Genomic DNA, 18,596 nt, shown 5'->3' with positions numbered 1-18,596 from the left:
AGGACGGCGGTCGGTTCAAGGGGCCAGCGGGTTTGGCGAAAGCGCATCGGCTATTGAGGCAGGGACGCGACCTCCTCGTCCCACTTTTTCAGCAGGCGCTTGCGCTCTTCACTCGATCCATATTTCTTGAAGTCGTAGTCGATCAGCTTGATGGCCGAGAGGTCCGGCGCCTTGTCGGAGGTTTTTGCCGCCTTGTTCGACGGAACCTGGAACGACCCCGCATCCTGCGCCTTAGACTGGACATCGGCCTCGAGCGCCCAGTCGTAGAATTTTTTCGCGGCTTCCATGTTGCGGGCGCCCTTGATGATCGATTCCGAGCCGATCTCGTAGCCGGTTCCCTCGCAAGGGGTGACGGGAACGATTGGGAAGCCGGCAACGACCTGCGACACAGCGTCGTGGATGAAGACGATGCCGATCGTGGTCTCGCCAAGCCCGGCTGCCTTGATCGGCGCCGAACCCGACTTGGTGTATTGGTTGACGTTCTTGTGCAGGGCTTTCAAGTACTCGAAACCCTTCTCCTCGCCGAACAGCTGGACAATGGTCGCCAGCATGTTGTAGGCGGTACCTGAGGAATTCGGGTTGGCGACCTGAACCTGTCCCTTGTACTCCGGCTTGATCAGATCGGCCCAGCATTTCGGCTCGGGCAGATTGTTCTTGACGAGCAGATCCTTGTTATACCCGAAGCCCAGTGCGCCGGAGTAGATGCCGACCGTGCGGTGGCCGGATGTTTCCGCTTGCTTGATCGCCCAAGGCTGCAACTGGTCGATCAGGGGTGATTTGTACTCCTCGGTCAGACCCTCCTCGGCCGCCTGTAGGTGCGGGTCACCGGTGCCGCCCCACCAGATGTCACCCTTGGGATTGGCCGCCTCGGCGCGCAGCTGCGCGTAGATTTCGCCGGCGCTCTTGCGGGTCATGTCGACCGTGATGCCGGTCTTTTCCTCGAACGCCCGCGCCGTTTGCTGGCACCAGACCTCGTCGACGCCGCAATACATGGTCAGGCTTTCGGCGGACGCCGATGACGACGCGCTCCACATACCGGCGGCAAGGATACCGGCGCCGAGAATTGCCCTTTTTATCATGTTGAATTCCTCCCTAAGTAATTTGCCGACTTATGAAACCCAGATAGGCGGAAAATACAAGTTGGAAGCTAGCATCTGCCTGACCGAGTTGCAGCGCTTTCCATAGATGGCGCTGCACATAACTTACAGTTTCCATCTTACCGACGCCGCCTGCTCACTGGCGGCTGTGCTGAGAGCTCTTGGGGCGGGAAGCGGACCGGCAGTTTCTGGCGTCTTTCGCGCCGGGCGTTCGCACCCGAGAACACTCTCGTCCTGGCCTAGCTGTGAGCCGATTGTTCAACGCTAAGTCCTGGAATTAACTCCAAAGCTTAGAGGGGCACGACACTGTCGGCACCAGCTGGACCCGGATATCGAGGCGCCGCAAGCTGCGATCTGTGGGAACCGTTTCCCCTTTTCCACCTGCTCGCCGCCATGGCCAAGATCGGCCAAGCCGACTTTGTCGAAGTGGCGTCCCCGTTCTCCGGCCAATCTGTCTTATTCGGCTGCTTCCAACGGGCCACCGACGACATGGCTCCGCCAACCGAGGCGGGAGGCTCGCCGATATGCAAGCCAGCCAATAAATTGTTTTTGCAACCAGAATACTGCCAAGCCTGATGCGAGACCAATCGAAATGGCCGCTGCCGGCCCGGAAGGCTGCTGCGTGCCCAGGTCGAGTTGCGGAAGCAGCCAGTCGGGGATTACGCGGTGAAAAAGATAGATGTGATAGCTGGCGGCAGAGACCGGCAGGATGAGCGGCGCCGCCCAAGTGGGCAATGTAATGCGCGGAATGAAAAGCAGGACGAAGACCGCGCCGAGCACCAGCATGAACTTGACCCAGGAGCCTGTCCAATTGCCGCCCCACCAGGCCAGCACCAGACAAAGAACAGTGGCGACGGCAAAGAACGCCTTCCGTTTCGGCGGTGTGTCGAGGAAGTACAGGCACCAGCCTAGGATGGCCAAATAAAGGATGTCAGGCAGTGTGAATATTTGCGGCCCGCCGATGTACCAGACGAGTGGCGTGAGGAACTTGGCTGCGACAGCAATTGCCAGCACGAAAATGCCAGAAGCAAGCGGCATTGCATCTGCGATGCGCCGCGCCTGCGGAATGGAAAACAGGATCACCCATAGAAGAATGGTCTGCGCATACGCCTCAACGAACCAGTATAGATACGGCACCATGTGCGGCGGTGTGGCAAAGCCGAGATTGCCACTCAGGAAGACCGATGGCCATAGCACCTCGCGACGCGCCAGGGAGAAACCCGCGACGATGGGCGCATAAAGTGCAAGGTTGGCTGCCAGCGGCCGCAACACCGTCAGACCATCGCCGGCGAACAGCCGATGGCGCTGAAAGCGAGCTAGGCTGAACCCGACCAGCATCACGAGTGTGGCGGCTCCGCCCGGAATGGGCCAGAGCGTTGCGTGATGGATAACAACTAGCAGGATTGCGGCAGCACGCAGGACCAGTTGACTATCGATGGACCGATTATGGTTCCTGGGTTCGGCGGTTTGGGCAAGGTCGCCAACGGGCATGGTTTCCCAACCCTGCGGCAGGCTCCCGAGTTTACGTTCCAAGGTCAGCGAGAGCTGCACATAGAGCAGCGAGTCGCCGCCGAGCTTTTCGAAAGTGTCGCTGGGACCAACTTGACGCGGATAGAACGCATTCCTGAAGGCGTCCAGGACATTCATGGCCATCTGCTGACGCGGGGCTCGCAGGCGAGCGTGGAGTGAAGCATAGTCGACCTTCCCCGAGGCGAGTTTCCGCAACGATGTCGCCCTGGCGACTTCGAGGTGCGGCCTTGGCAGTCCGCTTGCAGCCATCATGACCTGAAGCACCTCGTTGTCGTCGACGTTGGGTGTCGTCACCATCGCCAGAATGCGCTCATCGTCTCCGACGACTGCTGCGGCGATCCCAGCTTTCTCAAGCGCCGTTTCGATCGCGTCGTGGCTCAGGCGTAGGCCCGCGATCTTCGACATCCGCTTGCGGCGACCGACTATCGAATAGAACCCGCGATCATCACGCTTTGCGATGTCGCCTGTACGCAAATCCGCGACTTCGTGCGCCGTTGCCAGATCCGCCCGTCGATGGGCATACCCCATCATCACATTGGGACCGCTGTAGATGAGTTCGCCCGGCTCGCCATTTTGTTCGATTGGCCGGCCGTCTTCATCAGCCAACCGGAGTTTGCCGCCCGGGATGGCAATGCCGATGCTGCCCAGATTGCCCTCGAGCTCGCCGGGGGGAACATAGGCGATGCGAGCGGTTGCCTCGGTCTGCCCATACATCATGAAGAAGCAGCCAGAGTTGTCCGCCAGATGACGCCGAAAGGTCTCGGCCAGAGCTTGTTGCATGCGTCCGCCGGCTACCGTCATGAAACGCAACTCAGGCAAGTCGTGCCTCCGGAAGCCGGCGTGGTCCATCATTTCGAAGGAGTAGGGAACGCCACTGATATTGGTGCAGCTCGCTTCGCGCATCTCTTGAGCAAAGGCGGAGTGGGAGGCACCGTGTTTCGGGAAATAAATGCTGGCACCTGCCTCTAGATGAGAGTTCAGGACCGAGAGGCCGTAAGAATAGTGGAATGGCAGGATAAGCGCCGCCCGGTCCCGATGGCTGAGTTCCAGATAGCTGACTATTGCTCTAGCATTGGCCTCGATTGCTGCAGCTGACAGGCGAACATACCGGCTCTTGCCGGTGCTGCCGGAGGTACCGAGCAGCACCGCGAGATCGGGATGCAGTGCGCCATTGGACTCCCCAGCTCCCGTGCGGCAGCGCCAGCGGGCGTCTACTCGTCTGCAGATGATTTCAGGCGAATAGTCGGCGACAAAGTCGTCCAGAGCCGACGCGTCGCAGGGCGGGATCAATGCGACGGCGTGCCTGCCGTGCATTGCCGCCAAATAAGAGATGACCGCGTGTTCCGTCGGCTCGGCTGCTACCGCGACCAACTTTTTCTCGGGTCCGAACTCGGCTGCCACCGCTGCGACACGCAGCGCAAGATCGCGGTATGGGATCGGGGTGCGGCCGGGAAAGATCAGCGCCGGACGATCGCCGTGTTCTTCCAAGCGCCGGGTTAACCCCATTCCCCTGATCTCCGTCAATTTGAAGAGCGGCTTGTTGCAGCCATCAGTGCAGTCGGGGACGGCGGCTATCACGTTTGTTGAGAGATTGCATCAACTTTTAGAGGATGTGTTCGCGCGCGAGCGGAGAGCCAAACTACGATGCCCAGCGTGGTCGCCGGCAACGTCCGATATCGGCAACAGCAAAGATCACCTCAATGACCGACTTGCGGGCGCATTGCAGGCTGGTGGCTCTGGGGCCCAAGCGGTAGGTGCGCTCGTAGTGCAGGCAAGAACGATAGCGGACGTAAAGCCCCCTGGGTCTGTTGCCGTGACTTCACCCCACGCGGTCACTCCGGATTGAACCGAGAGGATGGTCATCTGTGCGTCAACAGCGTCTATGCCTGCCGTTGTTTCTTCTTGCGCCAAGGAGCGTTGGCTTCCCAGTCACCAGCGATAATACAACCGAACGGCAGCACCGCGTCGACGATTTCGGCGAGGCCGTATCGCTCTATCTGGCGACGTACCGCCGACGCGCTCTTGTAGGCGCTTGGCAGTTCCGAATTATCCGTCACGCCGGAGAAAAAGCGGGCTCGATCCCCTTTGTCTCCTCCGCAAAGATATCAGCTGCGTCCGGCCTGCATGCGGCGGCGCTGAGTGCGCGAGAAGTTTCGCCCCGCGCCATGCGGCGGAAAGCCGAGGCCGTTGGGCGCACCCTTGCCGCGCACGATCACCTTCCGGTACAAGAACTATCGTCGCGAAGGCGCCGACCGGCAGCAGCTCATGACGCTCGCGACCGACGAGTTTATCCGCCGCTTCCTGCTCCATGTCATGCCAAAGGGTTTCCACCGCATCCGGCATTGCGGCCTGCTTGCCGGCTCTGCTCGCAAGGCGAGCCTCGCGCTTGCTCGTGAACTCCTGAACGTCGCTGCACCGTCCGACGATGACACCATGGACGACCCGGACAACTTCCGCCCGCCATGCCCCTGCTGTGGCGGCCGCATGATCGTGATCGAGGTGTTCGAACGACGGAGGCAGCCGCGCGGACCGCCACACAGTTCCCCGTCGACCGGGAGCAGTACGCCATGACCCGGCATGGAATGGTTCAGCCTTCAGCTGCAGGCACTCAGCCTCCGGCAACGGATCGACGCACGTCTATGGTGATTATCGACGCCGACAGAGCCGCGCCCAGCCGCCCACCGTCCCGACAAGACCGCGCGGAGGCGCAACGAAGCGGTCTGTCCGCATTCACCCCTGAGCTTCCCGACGGCGGTCACGCCATCGCCGACATCCGCCGAAATCCGAAATCCCCATAGCCATCGTCTGTGGCCCACGGTTCCTTCCTCGCGGACTTTCGTACGCCTGCCGGCGCCCGAAACTCATCACGATAGCGGAATGGCGGCTTTAACGTTTGAAGAAGGATTGCGGACGTCCAGCCCGACGGGACCAAGGTCTGCTCCCAGGTCTAACCGCCCCGTCTCAATGGCATCCCGGATCGCCCGGTGGATCTGCGTCGCCAGTCGCGGGTGGCGGGGCAGTCACAGGGTGGACATTTCAGCCCACATGGAAAATGATCATCTTGCCATGCACAACACTGCAGTGCTCTGATTTCGACGAGTAGCCTGAACGTAGAAGCGGATCAACCGGCCTCCGGGTCCAGCGAGCGGGGACGCAAATGGACACCCTAGAGAATGGACAATTGCATCGCGACGCGGGCGGGCGAGCCCGTCGATCGGCCGACTGGCTTGCCCGCGCCGCCGTATCGGCGACATTCCTGCTCGGCATGGCTTTCAGCACTGCGTTTGCGCAGGACCAGCAGCTACCCGTGGTGACGGCGGCCAAGCCAGTGGTCCGTGAAATCGTCGAAGACGACGAGTTCGTCGGGCGCTTCGAAGCCGTCGACCAGGTCGCCATCCGTTCGCGCGTCAGCGGCTATCTGGACAAGGTCAGCTTCCAGGACGGCGCACTGGTCAACAAGGGAGACCTGCTCTTCACCATCGACCAGCGTCCGTACCAGGCGGCTTATGATGCCGCCAAGTCGCAAGTGGACGTCGCCAAGAGTCTGCTCGAATTCTCCAAGATGCAGCTGGATCGCGCCGACGAACTCGCCAAGACCGGCAATATCTCAACCGCGACGCTCGACGACCGCCGGCGGGAATACCTTTCGGCGCAGGCGCAGATGCAGGGCGCGACAGCTGCGCTGACGACGGCCAGCCTGAACATGGAATTCACCGAGATCAAGGCGCCCTTGTCCGGCCGCATCGACCGCCGGCTGGTGTCGGTCGGCAATCTCGTGCAGCCGGATTCCACCTTGCTGACGACCATCGTTACGCGCGATCCGATTGACTTCTATTTCGACGTCGATGAGCGCCTGTATTTCAGCTACGCCCGCGACGCGAAGGAGCGCGGCGGCAGCATGCAGGAAGGTGCCGGCGGGCTCGAGGTAGTGGTTCGTGTCGCCGACCGCACGGAGGCGGTATTCAAAGGCAAGCTCGATTTTGCCGAGAACCGGATCGACAACGCGACCGGCACCATGCGGGTGCGTGCAAGGTTTCCCAACACCGACGGCATTCTCCAGCCAGGCATGTTCGGGCGCATCAACGTGCCGGGGTCGCTGCCGCATAGCGGCGTGCTGGTGCCCGACGAGGCGATCGGCGCCGATCAGGATCGCCGCATCGTGTTCCCGGTGGATGAGGCCGGGATGGTGTCGGCGAAGCCCGTGCGCACCGGCCCGCTTCTCGACGGCTACCGGGTGATCCGCCAGGGCCTGACCGGCAACGAGACGATCATCGTCAACGGGCTGATGCACGCCAGGCCCGGCACCAAGGTGAAGGTCGAGATGGTGACGTTGCCGCCCAAGGCCGAGATCGCCGAGTTGCAGCAATGAGGTTCGCACATTTCTTCGTCGACCGTCCGATCTTCGCATCGGTCGTTTCGGTCGTCCTGCTGATCCTCGGCGGGATTGCTTATACCCAGCTGCCGGTCGCGCAATATCCCGAGATCGCGCCGCCGACCATCGTCGTTCGCGCGCAGTATCCGGGCGCCGACGCCGAGACGGTCGCAGCGACGGTGGCAACGCCGATCGAGCAGGAGATCAACGGCGTCGAGGGCATGCTCTACATGTCGTCCTATTCGTCGGGCGACGGGGCGATGGCGCTGACCATCACATTCAAGCTGGGCACCGATCTCGACCAGGCGCAGGTGCTGGTGCAGAACCGCGTGTCGGTCGCCGAGCCGCGCCTGCCCGAAGAAGTCCGCCGCCTCGGCATCACCACCACCAAGAGCTCGCCCGACCTGATGATGGTCGTGCACATGCTGTCGCCCGACAATACCTACGACCAGCTCTACGTCTCGAACTACGCCCGCTCGCGGGTGCGCGACATACTGCTCAGACTCGACGGCGTCGGCGACCTCATCATCTTCGGCGAACGCGAATATTCGCTGCGCATTTGGCTCGATCCGGAAAAACTGTCCGCCCTGGGGATGACCTCGGGCGATGTGGTGCAGGCGCTGCGCGACCAGAACGTCCAGGTGTCGGGTGGCGCGATCGGCGCGCCGCCGACCAGCACCGGCACGGCGTTCCAGTACACGGTCACCACGCAAGGCCGCTTCAACGACGCACGCGACTTCCGATACGTGATCGTCAAATCGACCGACGACGGCCGCCTGATCTCGCTGCAGGACGTGGCGCGCATCGAGCTCGGCGCCAAGGATTACGTCACCAACTCCTATCTCAACGGCAAACCGGCGGTGGCGCTCGCCATCTTCCAGCGGCCGGGCACCAATGCGCTTGCCGCAGCCGCGGAAATCCAGGACAAGATGAAGGAGCTTTCCCGCGACTTCCCGAAGGGGTTGAGCTACGACATCGTCTACAATCCGACCGAGTTCGTCGCCGAGTCGATCCGGGAGGTCTACAAGACAATCCTGGAGGCGATGCTGCTGGTCATCATCGTCATCATCGTCTTCCTGCAATCGTGGCGCATGGCGATCGTGCCGATCGTGGCGATCCCCGTGTCGCTGATCGGCACGCTGGCGGTGCTTTACGCCGCCGGCTTCTCGCTCAACATGCTGACGCTGTTCGGCCTCGTTCTGGCGATCGGCATCGTCGTCGACGATGCGATCGTCGTGGTCGAGAACGTCGAGCGCAATATCGCCAGAGGGCTGGCGCCCAATCCGGCGTCGCACCTGACCATGGACGAAGTCGGAACCGCGGTCATCGCGATCTCGCTGGTGCTGATAGCCGTGTTCGTACCGACGGCCTTCATCCCCGGCATTTCTGGGCAGTTCTACCTGCAGTTTGCGATCACCATCGCGGTGTCGACGGCGATCTCGGCATTCAATTCGCTGACGCTTTCGCCGGCGCTGGCCGCACTGCTGTTCAAGCCGCACCACGCCGCGGCGGCGCCGCCGCGCTTTTTCCTGGCGCGGTTCGGACGGGCGCTCGCCGACGGCTTCAATCGCGGCTTCGACAGGGTCGCCCACTGGTATTCGAGCATCATCCGCGTGCTGATCGGCTCGTGGATAACGATCGCCGCCATGCTGGCCGTTTTCGCGGGCCTCATCTACGCCACGGTCTACCTGGTGCAGGCGGTGCCGCGCGGTTTCATTCCGTCGCTTGACCAGGGCTATGCGATCGTCGTCGTCCAGTTGCCGGACGGCGCTTCGTTGTCGAGGACCGATGCGGTCATCCAGCAGGCGTCGCAGATCATCCAGAAAACGCCCGGCGTCGACTACGCAGTCGCCTTCGCCGGCTTCTCCGGCGCGACCTTCACCAACGCCAGCAATGCGGGCGTGATCTTCGCCAGGTTCAAGCCTTTTGACGAGCGACTGAAAGCCAACCAGTCGGCGACCCAGGTCATCGGCAATCTGTTCGGCAGCCTGCAAAGCATCAAGGAAGCCTTCATTATCGCACTGCCGCCGCCGCCGATCCGCGGTGTCGGAAATGCCGGCGGCTTCAAGCTGCAGATCCAGGAGCGCAACAGCGCCGACATGCGGCAGATCCTGGCGCTTGCCTACGAAATCGCCGGCAAGGCCAACAAGACGCCGGGGCTGGCGGGCGTGTTCACCACCTTCTCCGTGTCGAGCCCGCAATTCTTCCTGGCGATCGATCGCGACAAGGCGCGCATCCTGAACGTGCCGATCCCCAACATCTTCGAGACGCTGTCGATCAATTTGGGCACCGCCTACGTCAACGACTTCAACGCTTTCGGGCGCGTCTACCAGGTGCGGGCGCAGGCCGACCAGGCGTTCCGCCTAGATCGCGCCGACATCTTGAAACTGAAGGTGCGCTCGGCGACCGGCGCGCTGGTTCCGCTCGGCACGCTGGTCGAGATCCGCGACGCCACCGGCCCGGCGCTGGTCCAGCGCTACAACATGTACGTCTCGGTGCCGCTGCAGGGCAACGCCGCGCCCGGCGTTTCCACAGGCGACGCGCTGGCATTGATGGAAGGGATCACGGCAAAGACGCTGCCGGCCGGTACCTCCTATGAATGGACCGAGCTCGCCTATCAGGAGCGCAACACAGGCAATGCCGCTCTCTATATCTTCGGACTTTCGGTGCTGTTCGTGTTCCTGGCGCTGGCGGCGCAATATGAAAGCTTGGTGCTGCCGTTCGCCATTGTGCTGGTGGTGCCGCTCGGCGTGCTCGCCGCGTTGCTCGGCGTGTCGTTCCGAGGGCTGGACAACAACATCCTCGTGCAGATCGGCCTCATCGTGCTAATCGGGCTTGCCGCCAAGAATGCGATCCTGATCGTCGAATTCGCGCGGCAGGCGCAGGAACGCGGGCTGTCGGCCGCCGAAGCTGCCGTCGAAGCCTGCCGGCTCAGGCTGCGGCCGATCCTGATGACCGCCTTCTCGTTCATCCTCGGCGTCGTGCCGCTGATGATCGCAACGGGCCCGGGCGCAGAAATGCGCCAGTCGCTCGGCACCGCGGTGTTCTCCGGCATGCTCGGCGTCACCTTCGTCGGCCTGTTCCTGACGCCGGTGTTCTACGTCACGCTCAGGTCGTTGTTTTCGCGGCGCAAGCCCCGTGCCGAGGCCGAGCCTTCGGGGCCGGCAGGGGCGCCAGCGGAGACGGCCGCCGAGTAGGGTTACGAATTCGCCGCGTCGGGCGCGGCTTACCACTCCAGAAAATCGGCGCGGCGCGGCAACGGCCACGATCTGCGCGACTTCGGCGTCGAGGTGCAGCGGAGACCCTTGCTCGGTCTGAGCCAGCAATCCAGCCCAACAGCCGCATCTAGTTCAGCGAGACGATGCCGGGCGGCGAGGCCAATGCGATCTTCTATCTGGTCGGCCAGGCGGGGCTTAAGGGCGCAACCGCGACCTCCGGAGTCCTCGTTTGCGGTGTCTGCTTTCTCGGTCGGCGGCTACGTGCGAACTAACCTGTTTCGGCCGTACTTGATGGACGCGCTGGCAGCGGCCTTGCGAATGGCAGGGCTTCCCGAATGAGGCCTGTCAGCGCGGCCGAACCGCGCCCAGGTGCTTCGCTGTCACAAGCCGCCGACCCCTCCCAGCCTCCACTCTCAGGCTCATTCTCGGCGACGCTCCGTTGGCCGCATGCTTGCATAAGCTCGTCTTTTGTGAGGCGACGTCGACTCGCGCAAGGGAAGCCGGTTTATAATCCGTACACTTTTAGACGATTGACCGAAGTACACCGCCGTCGACGCGCAGACCGGCGCCACTCGTCGCTGACGCTTGCTCCGAACAAACATAGACAACCATGTTGGCAACTTCTTCGGTCGTCGCAAATCGATTGATCAGTGTTGTCGGGCGCATCGTCGTCAAGAACACTTGCTCCGCTTCCTCTTGGCTGATGCCTTGCGAGTGCGCCAGCTCATTCATCATATTCGACAGGATTTCGGACCTCGTTGGGCCGGGGAGGACCGCGTTAACTGTCACACCCGTTCCGGCGACCGCTTCGGCAAGCCCCCTCGATATGGCGAGTTGCGCCGTCTTGGTCATGCCATAGTCGATCATCTCTTTCGGGACGTTGAGGGCGGATTCGCTGCTGATGAATACGACCCGTCCCCAACCCCGCGCTGTCATCTTCGGCACATAGTGGCGTGCGGCGCGAACGCCACTCATGACGTTGAGCTGGAAGAGGCTTAGCCAGTCGTCATCGGCGAGATCGAAGAAAGTCTTCGGGCGCGCTGTGCCCACATTGTTGACGAGGATATCCGCATCGGGCGCCTGTACGAACAGAGCTCGGGCCCCTTCGGCTGTCTCCAGGTCAGCTGCAACGCCCGTCAGATCAGCCTGTGGGAAAAGCTCGCGAATCTCGCGAAGCGCTGTGGCGACGCGTTCCTCGCCGCGGCCGTTGATCACAACCGAAGCGCCCGCGCGCGCCAGTCCTTCGGCGATGGCGCGACCGATGCCCGCCGTGGAACCCGTTACAACGGCCTTGCGGCCCTTAAGGTCGATGTTCATGAGTCTATTCCTTCAATTTCGGACTGCGACAGCGACGGCTGTTTTACTTGATGGGTGAGGCAGTGCGTTCGGTTGCGACCTTGGCGAGATCCTCAAGGAGCTTCTCGTGCGTGCGCCAAAAAACATCGGGGGCTTTCTTGCCCAATTCGATCCAGAACGGGCCCTGCATCGTCTCCTCGGTCCAGAGGTGGCATCCATTCGCCGTGGGTGTGATAATCCATGCGTGATAGGCCTTCGAAGTCACCGCGGCCTTTGGGTAGCCGCCCCACGCGATGCGCGTCATGGGCTCGAACTCCTGCACTGATGCGAAGACGTCCTGGCCGGCCAGGTTGGTTTCGAACCGTGTGCCAAGGCGAAGCGATTCGTGCCCATCAAGCAACTGCACGTGTTCGACGCCCGGGTAGAAACCAGGCCAAGCTGCGGGATCCACGAGCAACGACCAAATCGTTTCAGCAGAGGCCTCGACCTCGAGTTCGTTGGTGAAATGGATCGGGGATCGGCTGGGCGTCAGGTCTGCCGGCCACTTGATTGCCTCGAACATGTTGTTCTCCGTGTTGGGACAAAACGAAAAAAGTGCCATACCTGCCTGCGCGAAGTGGTCGGCCGATGCCGAAATTAGCGGCGGCCCCTCAGCGCCAGCGGCCCGGGCTCACACCTGCGCGAAGCCCCCGTCGACGGTCAGCTCGATGCCCGTCACGAACGAATGTCGTCGGACGCGAGGTAGAGCGCGGCCGCAGCGATATCGTTGGCTTGACCGTTCCTGCCCAGCGGCGTGTCGAGGGCAGTGTGCGCGAAAAAGGCATCGCTCTGCTCCTGGGACAGACCGGCATTTATGCCGATAGGCGTTTCGGTGTTCCCGGGGGCGAGCGCGTTTACGCGGATATGACGGGCTTTCAGATCCGAGGTGAGGGTCCGCGCGAGGGAGCGGACCGCAGCCTTGGTGGCCGAGTAGACGCTGAAAGCCGGAGCGCCCTTCGAGCCCGACACGGACGACGTGAGAATCATTGAGGTGCCGTCGCGGAGCACCGGCAACAGCGTTCGCACGGTGAAGAATGTGCCCTTCAAATTGGTCGTGACGGTTCGATCGAACGCTTCTTCGCTCACTTCGCCGACCGGCGCGAACGTAGCGACGCCGGTATTGGCAAACAGCACGTCGGCGAAGCCGTAGGTCTTGGCGACGTGGTCGCGAAGAGCAGCGAGATCCGCCATCTTCGTGATGTTGGCGAGGACCGGATCCAGGCCCCGCCCCAACGCCTGCGCGGCACGTCGAACCTTCTCGCCGTGCTGGTCCACCATCACGACTACTGCGCCCTCGGCCGCAAACCGCTTCGCGGTGGCAAGGCCTATGCCGCTTGCCGCACCGGTGACAACGGCTATTCGCCCATCAAGTCGGCCCATTCCGGTTTTCCTTTTTTGTCCAGGGTCGACGATCATCTCGCCCCCTCGCAACCAAATGGGATCGAACGCGCTCAGGCGGGATTGACGATTTCTCGACAGCGGCTGTGCGTTGGCGCACCGCCTGTCCCCAAGCGATGGTGTTCGCACTGGCTGCGAATGCCGCAGAATAGCCGATTGCCGAGGTATGGGAGCTGCAGCGATACTGGAATTGTGGGGTCGACGAACAGGTTCGCACCATTCATGCTATTTAATACGTGTTTCAACACCGCAGCTTGCGGTGCAAGGTTGCACCACATGATCGAGTGGGACGACGTTCGCTACTTTCTTGCCATATCGCGCGAAGGCTCGGTTCGGGCCGCCGCCGAGCGCCTCAAGGTAAACCACTCGACTGTGCTGCGACGCATTGCCCAACTGGAACAGCGCCTCGGCGCGTACCTGTTCGAGAAGCTGCCCTCAGGCTATCGTCTCACGGATGCGGGTGAGGGAGTCCTCGAGTTCGCTGTCCAGATGGAGGCGTCGTCAAATCAGCTGGAGACGCGCGTCTTCGGTCGCGACCAGGGCGCGGGCGGGCTTCTGCGAGTGACGCTACCGCCCCCACTCGCGACACACCTGCTCATGCCGGACTTCGCCGACTTCGCACACCTGCATCCCGAGATCGAGATGGAGATACTATCCATCGACTCGCCGGTGAATCTGACCAACCGAGAGGCCGACGTCGCAATCCGTGTCGTCTACGACCGCGATACCCTGCCGCCCAATCTTCACGGCCTGAAGGGACCGGAACTGTTCGGAGGCGTCTATATATCCCGTGATCTGCTTGCCGCGTGACGTGCCGGGGCGCCTGATCGCATTCGGTGGGTCGTGAGGAACTGGGATGGCGTCTCGGACTGGGCGCGTAGTGGTGAGGTTCCCGCCGCCGAGGGTCCATTCAGGGCCACGGACGCTGTAGCCCAGCTTCTCGCGGTGCGCCAAGGGCTCGGGATGGCGGCGCTATCATGCTTCGTCGGAGATGGCGACCCGCTGCTGGCGAGGGTGCCGGGCACCACCCAGCGCATGTTCGGAACGTTGTGGCTCCTCACACACGGCGAAACGCGTAAGACCAAGCGCGTGCGGCTGTTCATGGAGTTTATATCGCGCAGGCTCGCCGCATACGCGCCACTACTGGCGGGACAACCCGACTCCAGCGAATGACGAGCGACTGTCCCTGGCCACAGATGTCGACCTCCACTGGGACGCCGAGGCGCGATCAATCCGCGAATGGTGCGCCGATGCATAACCGCTGTCGAGAAATCGCCAATCCCGGTTGAGGCTCAACGACCTTAGCTAAGCTCCAGAACGTACCGGCAATTCGCCGATCGTGGAGATATGAAATGACTTACGCAATCATAGGCGCCGGGGCCGTCGGTCAGGCGCTCGCGAAAATGTTCGCCCGCAAGGGTATCGAAGTGGCCATAGCAAGCACACGTGCGCCCAAGGCGCTCGCGCCGCTCGCAACGGCCATCGGAACCACGGTCATCCCCAGCTCCGTGAACGAAGCGATCAAGGCCGACATTATACTGCTGGCTGTTCCGTTCTGGGCGCACGGGGAGGTTGCGAACACTGCCAAGGACTGGCGGGGCAAGATCATTATCGATGTGACGAACGCCTACGGCGTCTCACCAAGCGATTTGGGCAGCCTCCCGTCTTCGGCCGTGGTCGCCAAGGCGTTTGGCGCTGCCGCGCTTGTCAAGGCGTTCAACCACCTGCCTGCAGGCGTCCTTGCTCAGGAGCCCTCCATCGACGGCTGGCGGCGAGTGGTTTTTCTGTCCAGCGACAAGGACAGCGCCCTTCCGGTGGTGTCCGCGCTGGTCGAGCAACTCGGCTATGCACCGGTCAACCTTGGAGGGCTCGCAGAGGGTGGGCTGCTCATTCAGGCGCGAGGAAACACCTGGGCGCCTTTAATTTCCAAAGATCTCTTCAAGAGGCAGGCTTGAGCCATGTATGATCGTGTAATATGGCCTGACCATTTCGACCCGAAGATTTCGTCGATCTACGCGCTCAATGACATTGACGTGAAAGCCCCGCCTGCACTGGTGTGGGAGCTGCTGATCGACGCCGAGAACTGGTCGAGCTACTTTCCTCCAGAGGGTCAGGTCAAGATCCTGACCGGTGAGCCTAAACTGGCGCTCGGAACCAGATTCAGTCGGGTGACGGTTGGATTTCCGATGAGCCTTGTCGTGACGGAGTGCGAGCCCGGCCACAGGCTCGCGTGGAAAACGGTGGTCGACGGCGACGAGACCGGCTCGACCGCCTATCACGGTTGGGTCATCACTCCCACGGACACGGGTTGCCATGTGCTGACGGAAGAGACGCAGCAGGGCCCTTGGTTCCTCGACGTGCTCGGACACAAGCACCCCGGTGGGCTCTACCGCTATCATCAGCAGTGGGTCGAAGACCTTGCTCGCGCTGCCGAGGCGGAAGCGGCGAGGACTGCACGCTAATTCCGCATCTGCATCTTCTTCGCTCGCGGCTGATTTTAGGGCCTCCGCCTTAGGAACATCCCCGCGATAAGAAGCGGTCACGTGCTTGCATGACACGCTCTCTATTGGCGAATGCCCGCTTCGCCAAGGCAGGCGCGCAAGTTGCGGATGTCACGGCTTTGGCACGAACTTGAGCAACGGCGCGTAGGGCGGCCCCACAAGCGGTGGATAGCGGCGGTAGGTGTTGTAGACCGCTCCGTCCTCCATCGCGAAGACGCTCCACCCTGCGCTCACCGCCACGGCCGACTGGAGGTCCGGCGCACCGACGTCGTCGCGGTAGTTCTGCAGCCATTGTGGGGCCTCGCGGAGGGGAACAGCGCCAATACACCGATCGCGACACGGAGAGTCTAAGCGACGAAGACCGGCATGGCCGAGGCAATTATCTTGCTAATGGTATCCTGCTGATGGGAGTAGACGAGGAGAGAGGAACCGCCCTCTCTCCCCGAGTTCTTACGGACGAACACTGATGACTGTCTTTCCCGTGCGTCGCTCGGTTGAGTTGAAGGTGGCGACGGCATCATCCATGCTCGAGACCTTGCCGATGTTCGTCCGCAGTCGTCCATCCCGGATCCGCTGAACTATCTCCGAAAGCTGGGCTCGATCAGCCTCGACGACGAAGTCAACCGTCAGGCCATCTGCAGGTCGAATATCCGTTGGTCCGACGACTGTCACAAGCGTTCCTCCGGCCCGGACCAGCGTTGCGGACCGTTTCTGAATATCGCCGCCGATGACATCGAACACCAGATCGACACCGCCGACCTCTTCCAAGGTGTCATTCCCGAGATCGATGAATTCATTTGCACCGAAGTCGAGCGCCTTCTGGCGGTCGGCGGCGCGTCCGGTGCCGATGACATAAGCTCCGGCCTCCCTTGCAAGCTGCGCCACCATCGAACCGACGGCACCGGCCGCGCCATGCACCAGAACGCTCTGCCCCGCCCGAAGGCGGCCGTGCTGGAACAGTCCCTGCCACGCGGTCAGGCCGGAGATCGGCAAGCTTGCGCCAACCGTGAAGTCGACGTCGCCGGGTAGCGGTGCGAGATTGCGTGCCTCCATGGCGACATACTCAGCGAGCGTGCCGTCGCGATGCCAGTCAGCGAGGCCGAACACCCGCTGACCGATCGAAAGCCCCGTGGTGCCGTAGCCGAGGGCCGTGACCACACCGGCCAGCTCATGGCCGAGGATCGACGGCGTCCGGTCATGGAAGGCCCGATCGGCCCAGGTCGAAGGCCACTCCAGTTCGGTGTTGACGAATCCCGCCGCATGAACTTGTACGACGACATCGTTTATTGCCGCCTGTGGTTCGGGCCGCTGCCCCAGCTTCATTCCGGCCGTTCCTGCAGCCTGGTCCGTCACTACGATCGCTTTCATGGGAATTGTCTCCTCAGTGATTTGTTGGTTCGGGGTAAATTGCTGGCGTGGAGGGTCTTTTCGATCTCTCACGCAGCTAGACTAGGTCCCGATAAAGGTATGTCATCACGCCGAACCGCAGCACGCCGTCGTCGCCGGTCGAGTAATACCGCTACTTCAGCGCCGCCGACAGGATTCCAATGACGGTCTCATCGGTATCGGCGAGCCGCGAATCCATGCTAAGCCGCCGCCCTGTACGAAAGGACGACATCTGTGAGCGAACTGACCGTGGCCGAGGCGACCGAAAGTATCTATGCCTCGCTCCGGGCGGGCAATGCCGACATCGACGCAGGTATCGCGACGCTCAAGGCAGCGCTCACACGAGAGGGGATAAAACAGGCGGTGTTCGATCCGACCAAGTTGGCGCAGAACAATCGCTCGGGCCGCAAGTTGATGCAGGCTTATTTTCGGCAGCGCGGCGTGAGCGTGAGGTTTTCGGACCAATAAAACCGAGCGCGGGCGATCTCAGGCGCGCCGTTGGGAGTGATGGGCCAATCCGGCGATTTGCCAACTGTAGTCGTGACTGCGCCGCTTACCAGACATGAGACCATGCACGCTCACAGATGGACCCTCGCAATCCTGAAGCCGGAGGAACCAGCAAGAGCGCCGAGCAGCAGAGGCGCTCAGTCGAAGCGTCTCTCCAGCTGCCGTGCTTCAAACTATTGCAAGACGTTCAAATTTGACCTTCCGCATTCATGCTCTGTCGAGCGTATCTCTTAGAGGCGCTTAAACCTTCTGCGCCGTAGGTTTTTGTCGGGCTGAATCGCCGTCAGCGACGATGACGACGAAATAGGAGAACGCAAATGGCTCGCAATCACGTTGAACGTCTTAGAGAATTCAGGGAAATTCTGGTCGCGACTCGACGCGAAGGAGTCCGTAACGTGCACCATACTCGCGACGCAATGCGGGCAAGTGGCTTTCAAATTGGCGACAGCGACGGCTCCAGCTACGGAGTCGAGCTGAAGGTCCTCCAAGAGGAAATCGAGGCAGTCGATCGCGCCATCGAGGACGAGAAGCGGTTGGCCTTGACACTCGAGAGCGCGGCCCAATCCCGCCGGCCGATTAAGCCGAGAGTCGTGAAAGGAACATAGAATCGGGTACGAATCGCTCCTGGTCGTTCGAATCTGTCCAGCATCTTCGCGCGCGCCGGCATGGCCCACACGCCTTAAAAGCCGGCGGGATCTGCTCCGATCGGAGCGAGGCGCCGCAGCGCGGGATGCGACCGGGTGCGAAGAGATCACGGTGCTGCGGCACGCCCTGGGCGGCGCGGACCGGAGGACTGCGCATGAGTCACGACCTTTCGGCATACGCTCGGGTGCTCCACATCGCTCCAACACCCGCTGCTTCTCCTCGGCCTCGAGGCCATGATCTGCGCTCCTGCGCGCGTCGCCCCTGGAGGACGGCGAGCCCCCGCTCGCCGAAAGCGCAAGATATGTGATGCGGCTGCACGGCTTGGCCGTCAGCACTACAGTGCGATTCATGAAGCCTCCGACGAAAAGAAGAATTTGAGCCCCAGCAACAGCCGACGCAAACGATCCCGTGCCGGGCACTCATGCGGAATGCTCCGAGGACATCGTTGCGAAAGCCCCTGCCTCTGGATGAACAGAAGCGGTGCCTGACACTGTGCGAGGCAAGCCCTTTTCAGCGGCGTAGCGAGAATCAAGATGGAGCTACCAAGAAATGCTGGCACTCGCCATCATGGGGTTAGCAGAGCAAAGCGTTCACGCGCCCCACTGAG

Annotated in this window: 12 protein-coding genes and 2 pseudogenes; 8 read left to right on the top strand and 6 right to left on the bottom strand. The window is 62.0% G+C overall.

The features are described 5' to 3' along the window. Nucleotides 1-50 precede the first annotated feature (50 nt). Both NKI79_RS22710 and NKI79_RS22705 read right to left on the bottom strand, forming a co-directional pair. Nucleotides 51-1,079 carry an ABC transporter substrate-binding protein gene (locus tag NKI79_RS22710; protein ID WP_352804638.1) on the bottom strand — a complete coding sequence of 343 codons (1,029 nt, stop codon included), beginning with the start codon at nucleotides 1,077-1,079 and terminating at the stop codon, nucleotides 51-53. A 474-nt stretch (nucleotides 1,080-1,553) separates the two neighbouring features. Beyond that, nucleotides 1,554-4,133, bottom strand: a complete 2,580-nt coding sequence (locus NKI79_RS22705; RefSeq protein WP_352804635.1) for an AMP-binding protein — start codon at nucleotides 4,131-4,133, stop codon at nucleotides 1,554-1,556. 705 nt (nucleotides 4,134-4,838) lie between these two features. On the opposite strand from NKI79_RS22705, the pseudogene NKI79_RS22695 reads away from it, so the two are divergent. From NKI79_RS22695 to NKI79_RS22685, 3 genes and pseudogenes are all read left to right on the top strand, one after another. After that, nucleotides 4,839-5,198, top strand: a pseudogene (locus NKI79_RS22695) (transposase); the annotation flags it as partial. A gap of 694 nt (nucleotides 5,199-5,892) precedes the next feature. Continuing rightward, the gene (locus NKI79_RS22690) at nucleotides 5,893-6,996 is read left to right on the top strand and encodes an efflux RND transporter periplasmic adaptor subunit (protein WP_352804795.1); all 1,104 of its coding nucleotides are present in this window, start codon (nucleotides 5,893-5,895) and stop codon (nucleotides 6,994-6,996) included. Further along, complete coding sequence (locus NKI79_RS22685; protein WP_352804632.1) at nucleotides 6,993-10,196, top strand: efflux RND transporter permease subunit; 3,204 nt, start codon at nucleotides 6,993-6,995, stop codon at nucleotides 10,194-10,196. Before NKI79_RS22690 ends, NKI79_RS22685 begins: the two co-directional genes overlap by 4 nt. Before the next feature lie 543 nt (nucleotides 10,197-10,739). Here the strand turns inward: NKI79_RS22685 and NKI79_RS22680 are convergent. From NKI79_RS22680 to NKI79_RS22670, 3 genes are all read right to left on the bottom strand, one after another. Then, on the bottom strand, nucleotides 10,740-11,534 hold the full coding sequence (locus NKI79_RS22680) for an SDR family NAD(P)-dependent oxidoreductase (protein ID WP_352804629.1): 795 nt from the start codon (nucleotides 11,532-11,534) through the stop codon (nucleotides 10,740-10,742). Nucleotides 11,535-11,577: 43 nt separating this feature from the next. Further along, nucleotides 11,578-12,075 (bottom strand): SRPBCC domain-containing protein, encoded by a 498-nt coding sequence (locus NKI79_RS22675; RefSeq protein ID WP_352804627.1) that lies wholly within the window; start codon nucleotides 12,073-12,075, stop codon nucleotides 11,578-11,580. Between the two features lie 152 nt (nucleotides 12,076-12,227). Further along, the gene (locus NKI79_RS22670; protein ID WP_352804624.1) at nucleotides 12,228-12,968 is read right to left on the bottom strand and encodes an SDR family oxidoreductase; all 741 of its coding nucleotides are present in this window, start codon (nucleotides 12,966-12,968) and stop codon (nucleotides 12,228-12,230) included. Between the two features lie 258 nt (nucleotides 12,969-13,226). Here NKI79_RS22670 and NKI79_RS22665 point away from each other — a divergent pair. The 3 genes and pseudogenes from NKI79_RS22665 to NKI79_RS22655 all read left to right on the top strand — a co-directional run bounded on the left by NKI79_RS22665 (nucleotide 13,227) and on the right by NKI79_RS22655 (nucleotide 15,412). Beyond that, a pseudogene (locus NKI79_RS22665) lies at nucleotides 13,227-14,123 on the top strand (LysR family transcriptional regulator). Between the two features lie 179 nt (nucleotides 14,124-14,302). Continuing rightward, nucleotides 14,303-14,905 (top strand): NADPH-dependent F420 reductase, encoded by a 603-nt coding sequence (locus tag NKI79_RS22660; RefSeq protein WP_352804621.1) that lies wholly within the window; start codon nucleotides 14,303-14,305, stop codon nucleotides 14,903-14,905. A 3-nt stretch (nucleotides 14,906-14,908) separates the two neighbouring features. After that, nucleotides 14,909-15,412: an SRPBCC domain-containing protein gene (locus NKI79_RS22655; protein WP_352804618.1), complete on the top strand. Its 504-nt coding sequence runs from the start codon at nucleotides 14,909-14,911 to the stop codon at nucleotides 15,410-15,412. A 489-nt stretch (nucleotides 15,413-15,901) separates the two neighbouring features. Here NKI79_RS22655 and NKI79_RS22650 read toward each other — a convergent pair whose 3' ends face one another. Continuing rightward, a complete protein-coding gene (locus NKI79_RS22650; RefSeq protein WP_352480611.1) occupies nucleotides 15,902-16,819 on the bottom strand; it encodes an NADP-dependent oxidoreductase in 918 nt (305 codons plus the stop codon). 252 nt (nucleotides 16,820-17,071) lie between these two features. Between NKI79_RS22650 and NKI79_RS22645 the strand changes: the two genes are divergently transcribed. Next, nucleotides 17,072-17,305, top strand: coding sequence for a hypothetical protein (locus NKI79_RS22645; protein ID WP_352507602.1), 234 nt, complete (start codon nucleotides 17,072-17,074; stop codon nucleotides 17,303-17,305). A gap of 356 nt (nucleotides 17,306-17,661) precedes the next feature. Next, nucleotides 17,662-17,949: a hypothetical protein gene (locus NKI79_RS22640; protein WP_254818635.1), complete on the top strand. Its 288-nt coding sequence runs from the start codon at nucleotides 17,662-17,664 to the stop codon at nucleotides 17,947-17,949. Nucleotides 17,950-18,596 lie beyond the last annotated feature (647 nt).

Source organism: Mesorhizobium sp. M0340, assembly GCF_040321535.1.
Taxonomy (GTDB): domain Bacteria; phylum Pseudomonadota; class Alphaproteobacteria; order Rhizobiales; family Rhizobiaceae; genus Mesorhizobium.
Note: the sequence above shows the minus strand (reverse complement) of the source record. Positions and strands in the feature narration are given on the sequence as shown.

Excerpts from the sequence above, each read along its gene's own strand:
- NKI79_RS22710 (WP_352804638.1), bottom strand. The coding sequence starts at position 1,079 with ATGATAAAAAGGGCAATTCTCGGCGCCGGTATCCTTGCCGCCGGTATG.
- NKI79_RS22705 (WP_352804635.1), bottom strand. The coding sequence starts at position 4,133 with ATGGGGTTAACCCGGCGCTTGGAAGAACACGGCGATCGTCCGGCGCTG.
- NKI79_RS22690 (WP_352804795.1), top strand. The coding sequence starts at position 5,893 with ATGGCTTTCAGCACTGCGTTTGCGCAGGACCAGCAGCTACCCGTGGTG.
- NKI79_RS22685 (WP_352804632.1), top strand. The coding sequence starts at position 6,993 with ATGAGGTTCGCACATTTCTTCGTCGACCGTCCGATCTTCGCATCGGTC.
- NKI79_RS22680 (WP_352804629.1), bottom strand. The coding sequence starts at position 11,534 with ATGAACATCGACCTTAAGGGCCGCAAGGCCGTTGTAACGGGTTCCACG.
- NKI79_RS22675 (WP_352804627.1), bottom strand. The coding sequence starts at position 12,075 with ATGTTCGAGGCAATCAAGTGGCCGGCAGACCTGACGCCCAGCCGATCC.
- NKI79_RS22670 (WP_352804624.1), bottom strand. The coding sequence starts at position 12,968 with ATGATCGTCGACCCTGGACAAAAAAGGAAAACCGGAATGGGCCGACTT.
- NKI79_RS22660 (WP_352804621.1), top strand. The coding sequence starts at position 14,303 with ATGACTTACGCAATCATAGGCGCCGGGGCCGTCGGTCAGGCGCTCGCG.
- NKI79_RS22655 (WP_352804618.1), top strand. The coding sequence starts at position 14,909 with ATGTATGATCGTGTAATATGGCCTGACCATTTCGACCCGAAGATTTCG.
- NKI79_RS22650 (WP_352480611.1), bottom strand. The coding sequence starts at position 16,819 with ATGAAAGCGATCGTAGTGACGGACCAGGCTGCAGGAACGGCCGGAATG.
- NKI79_RS22640 (WP_254818635.1), top strand. The coding sequence starts at position 17,662 with ATGGCTCGCAATCACGTTGAACGTCTTAGAGAATTCAGGGAAATTCTG.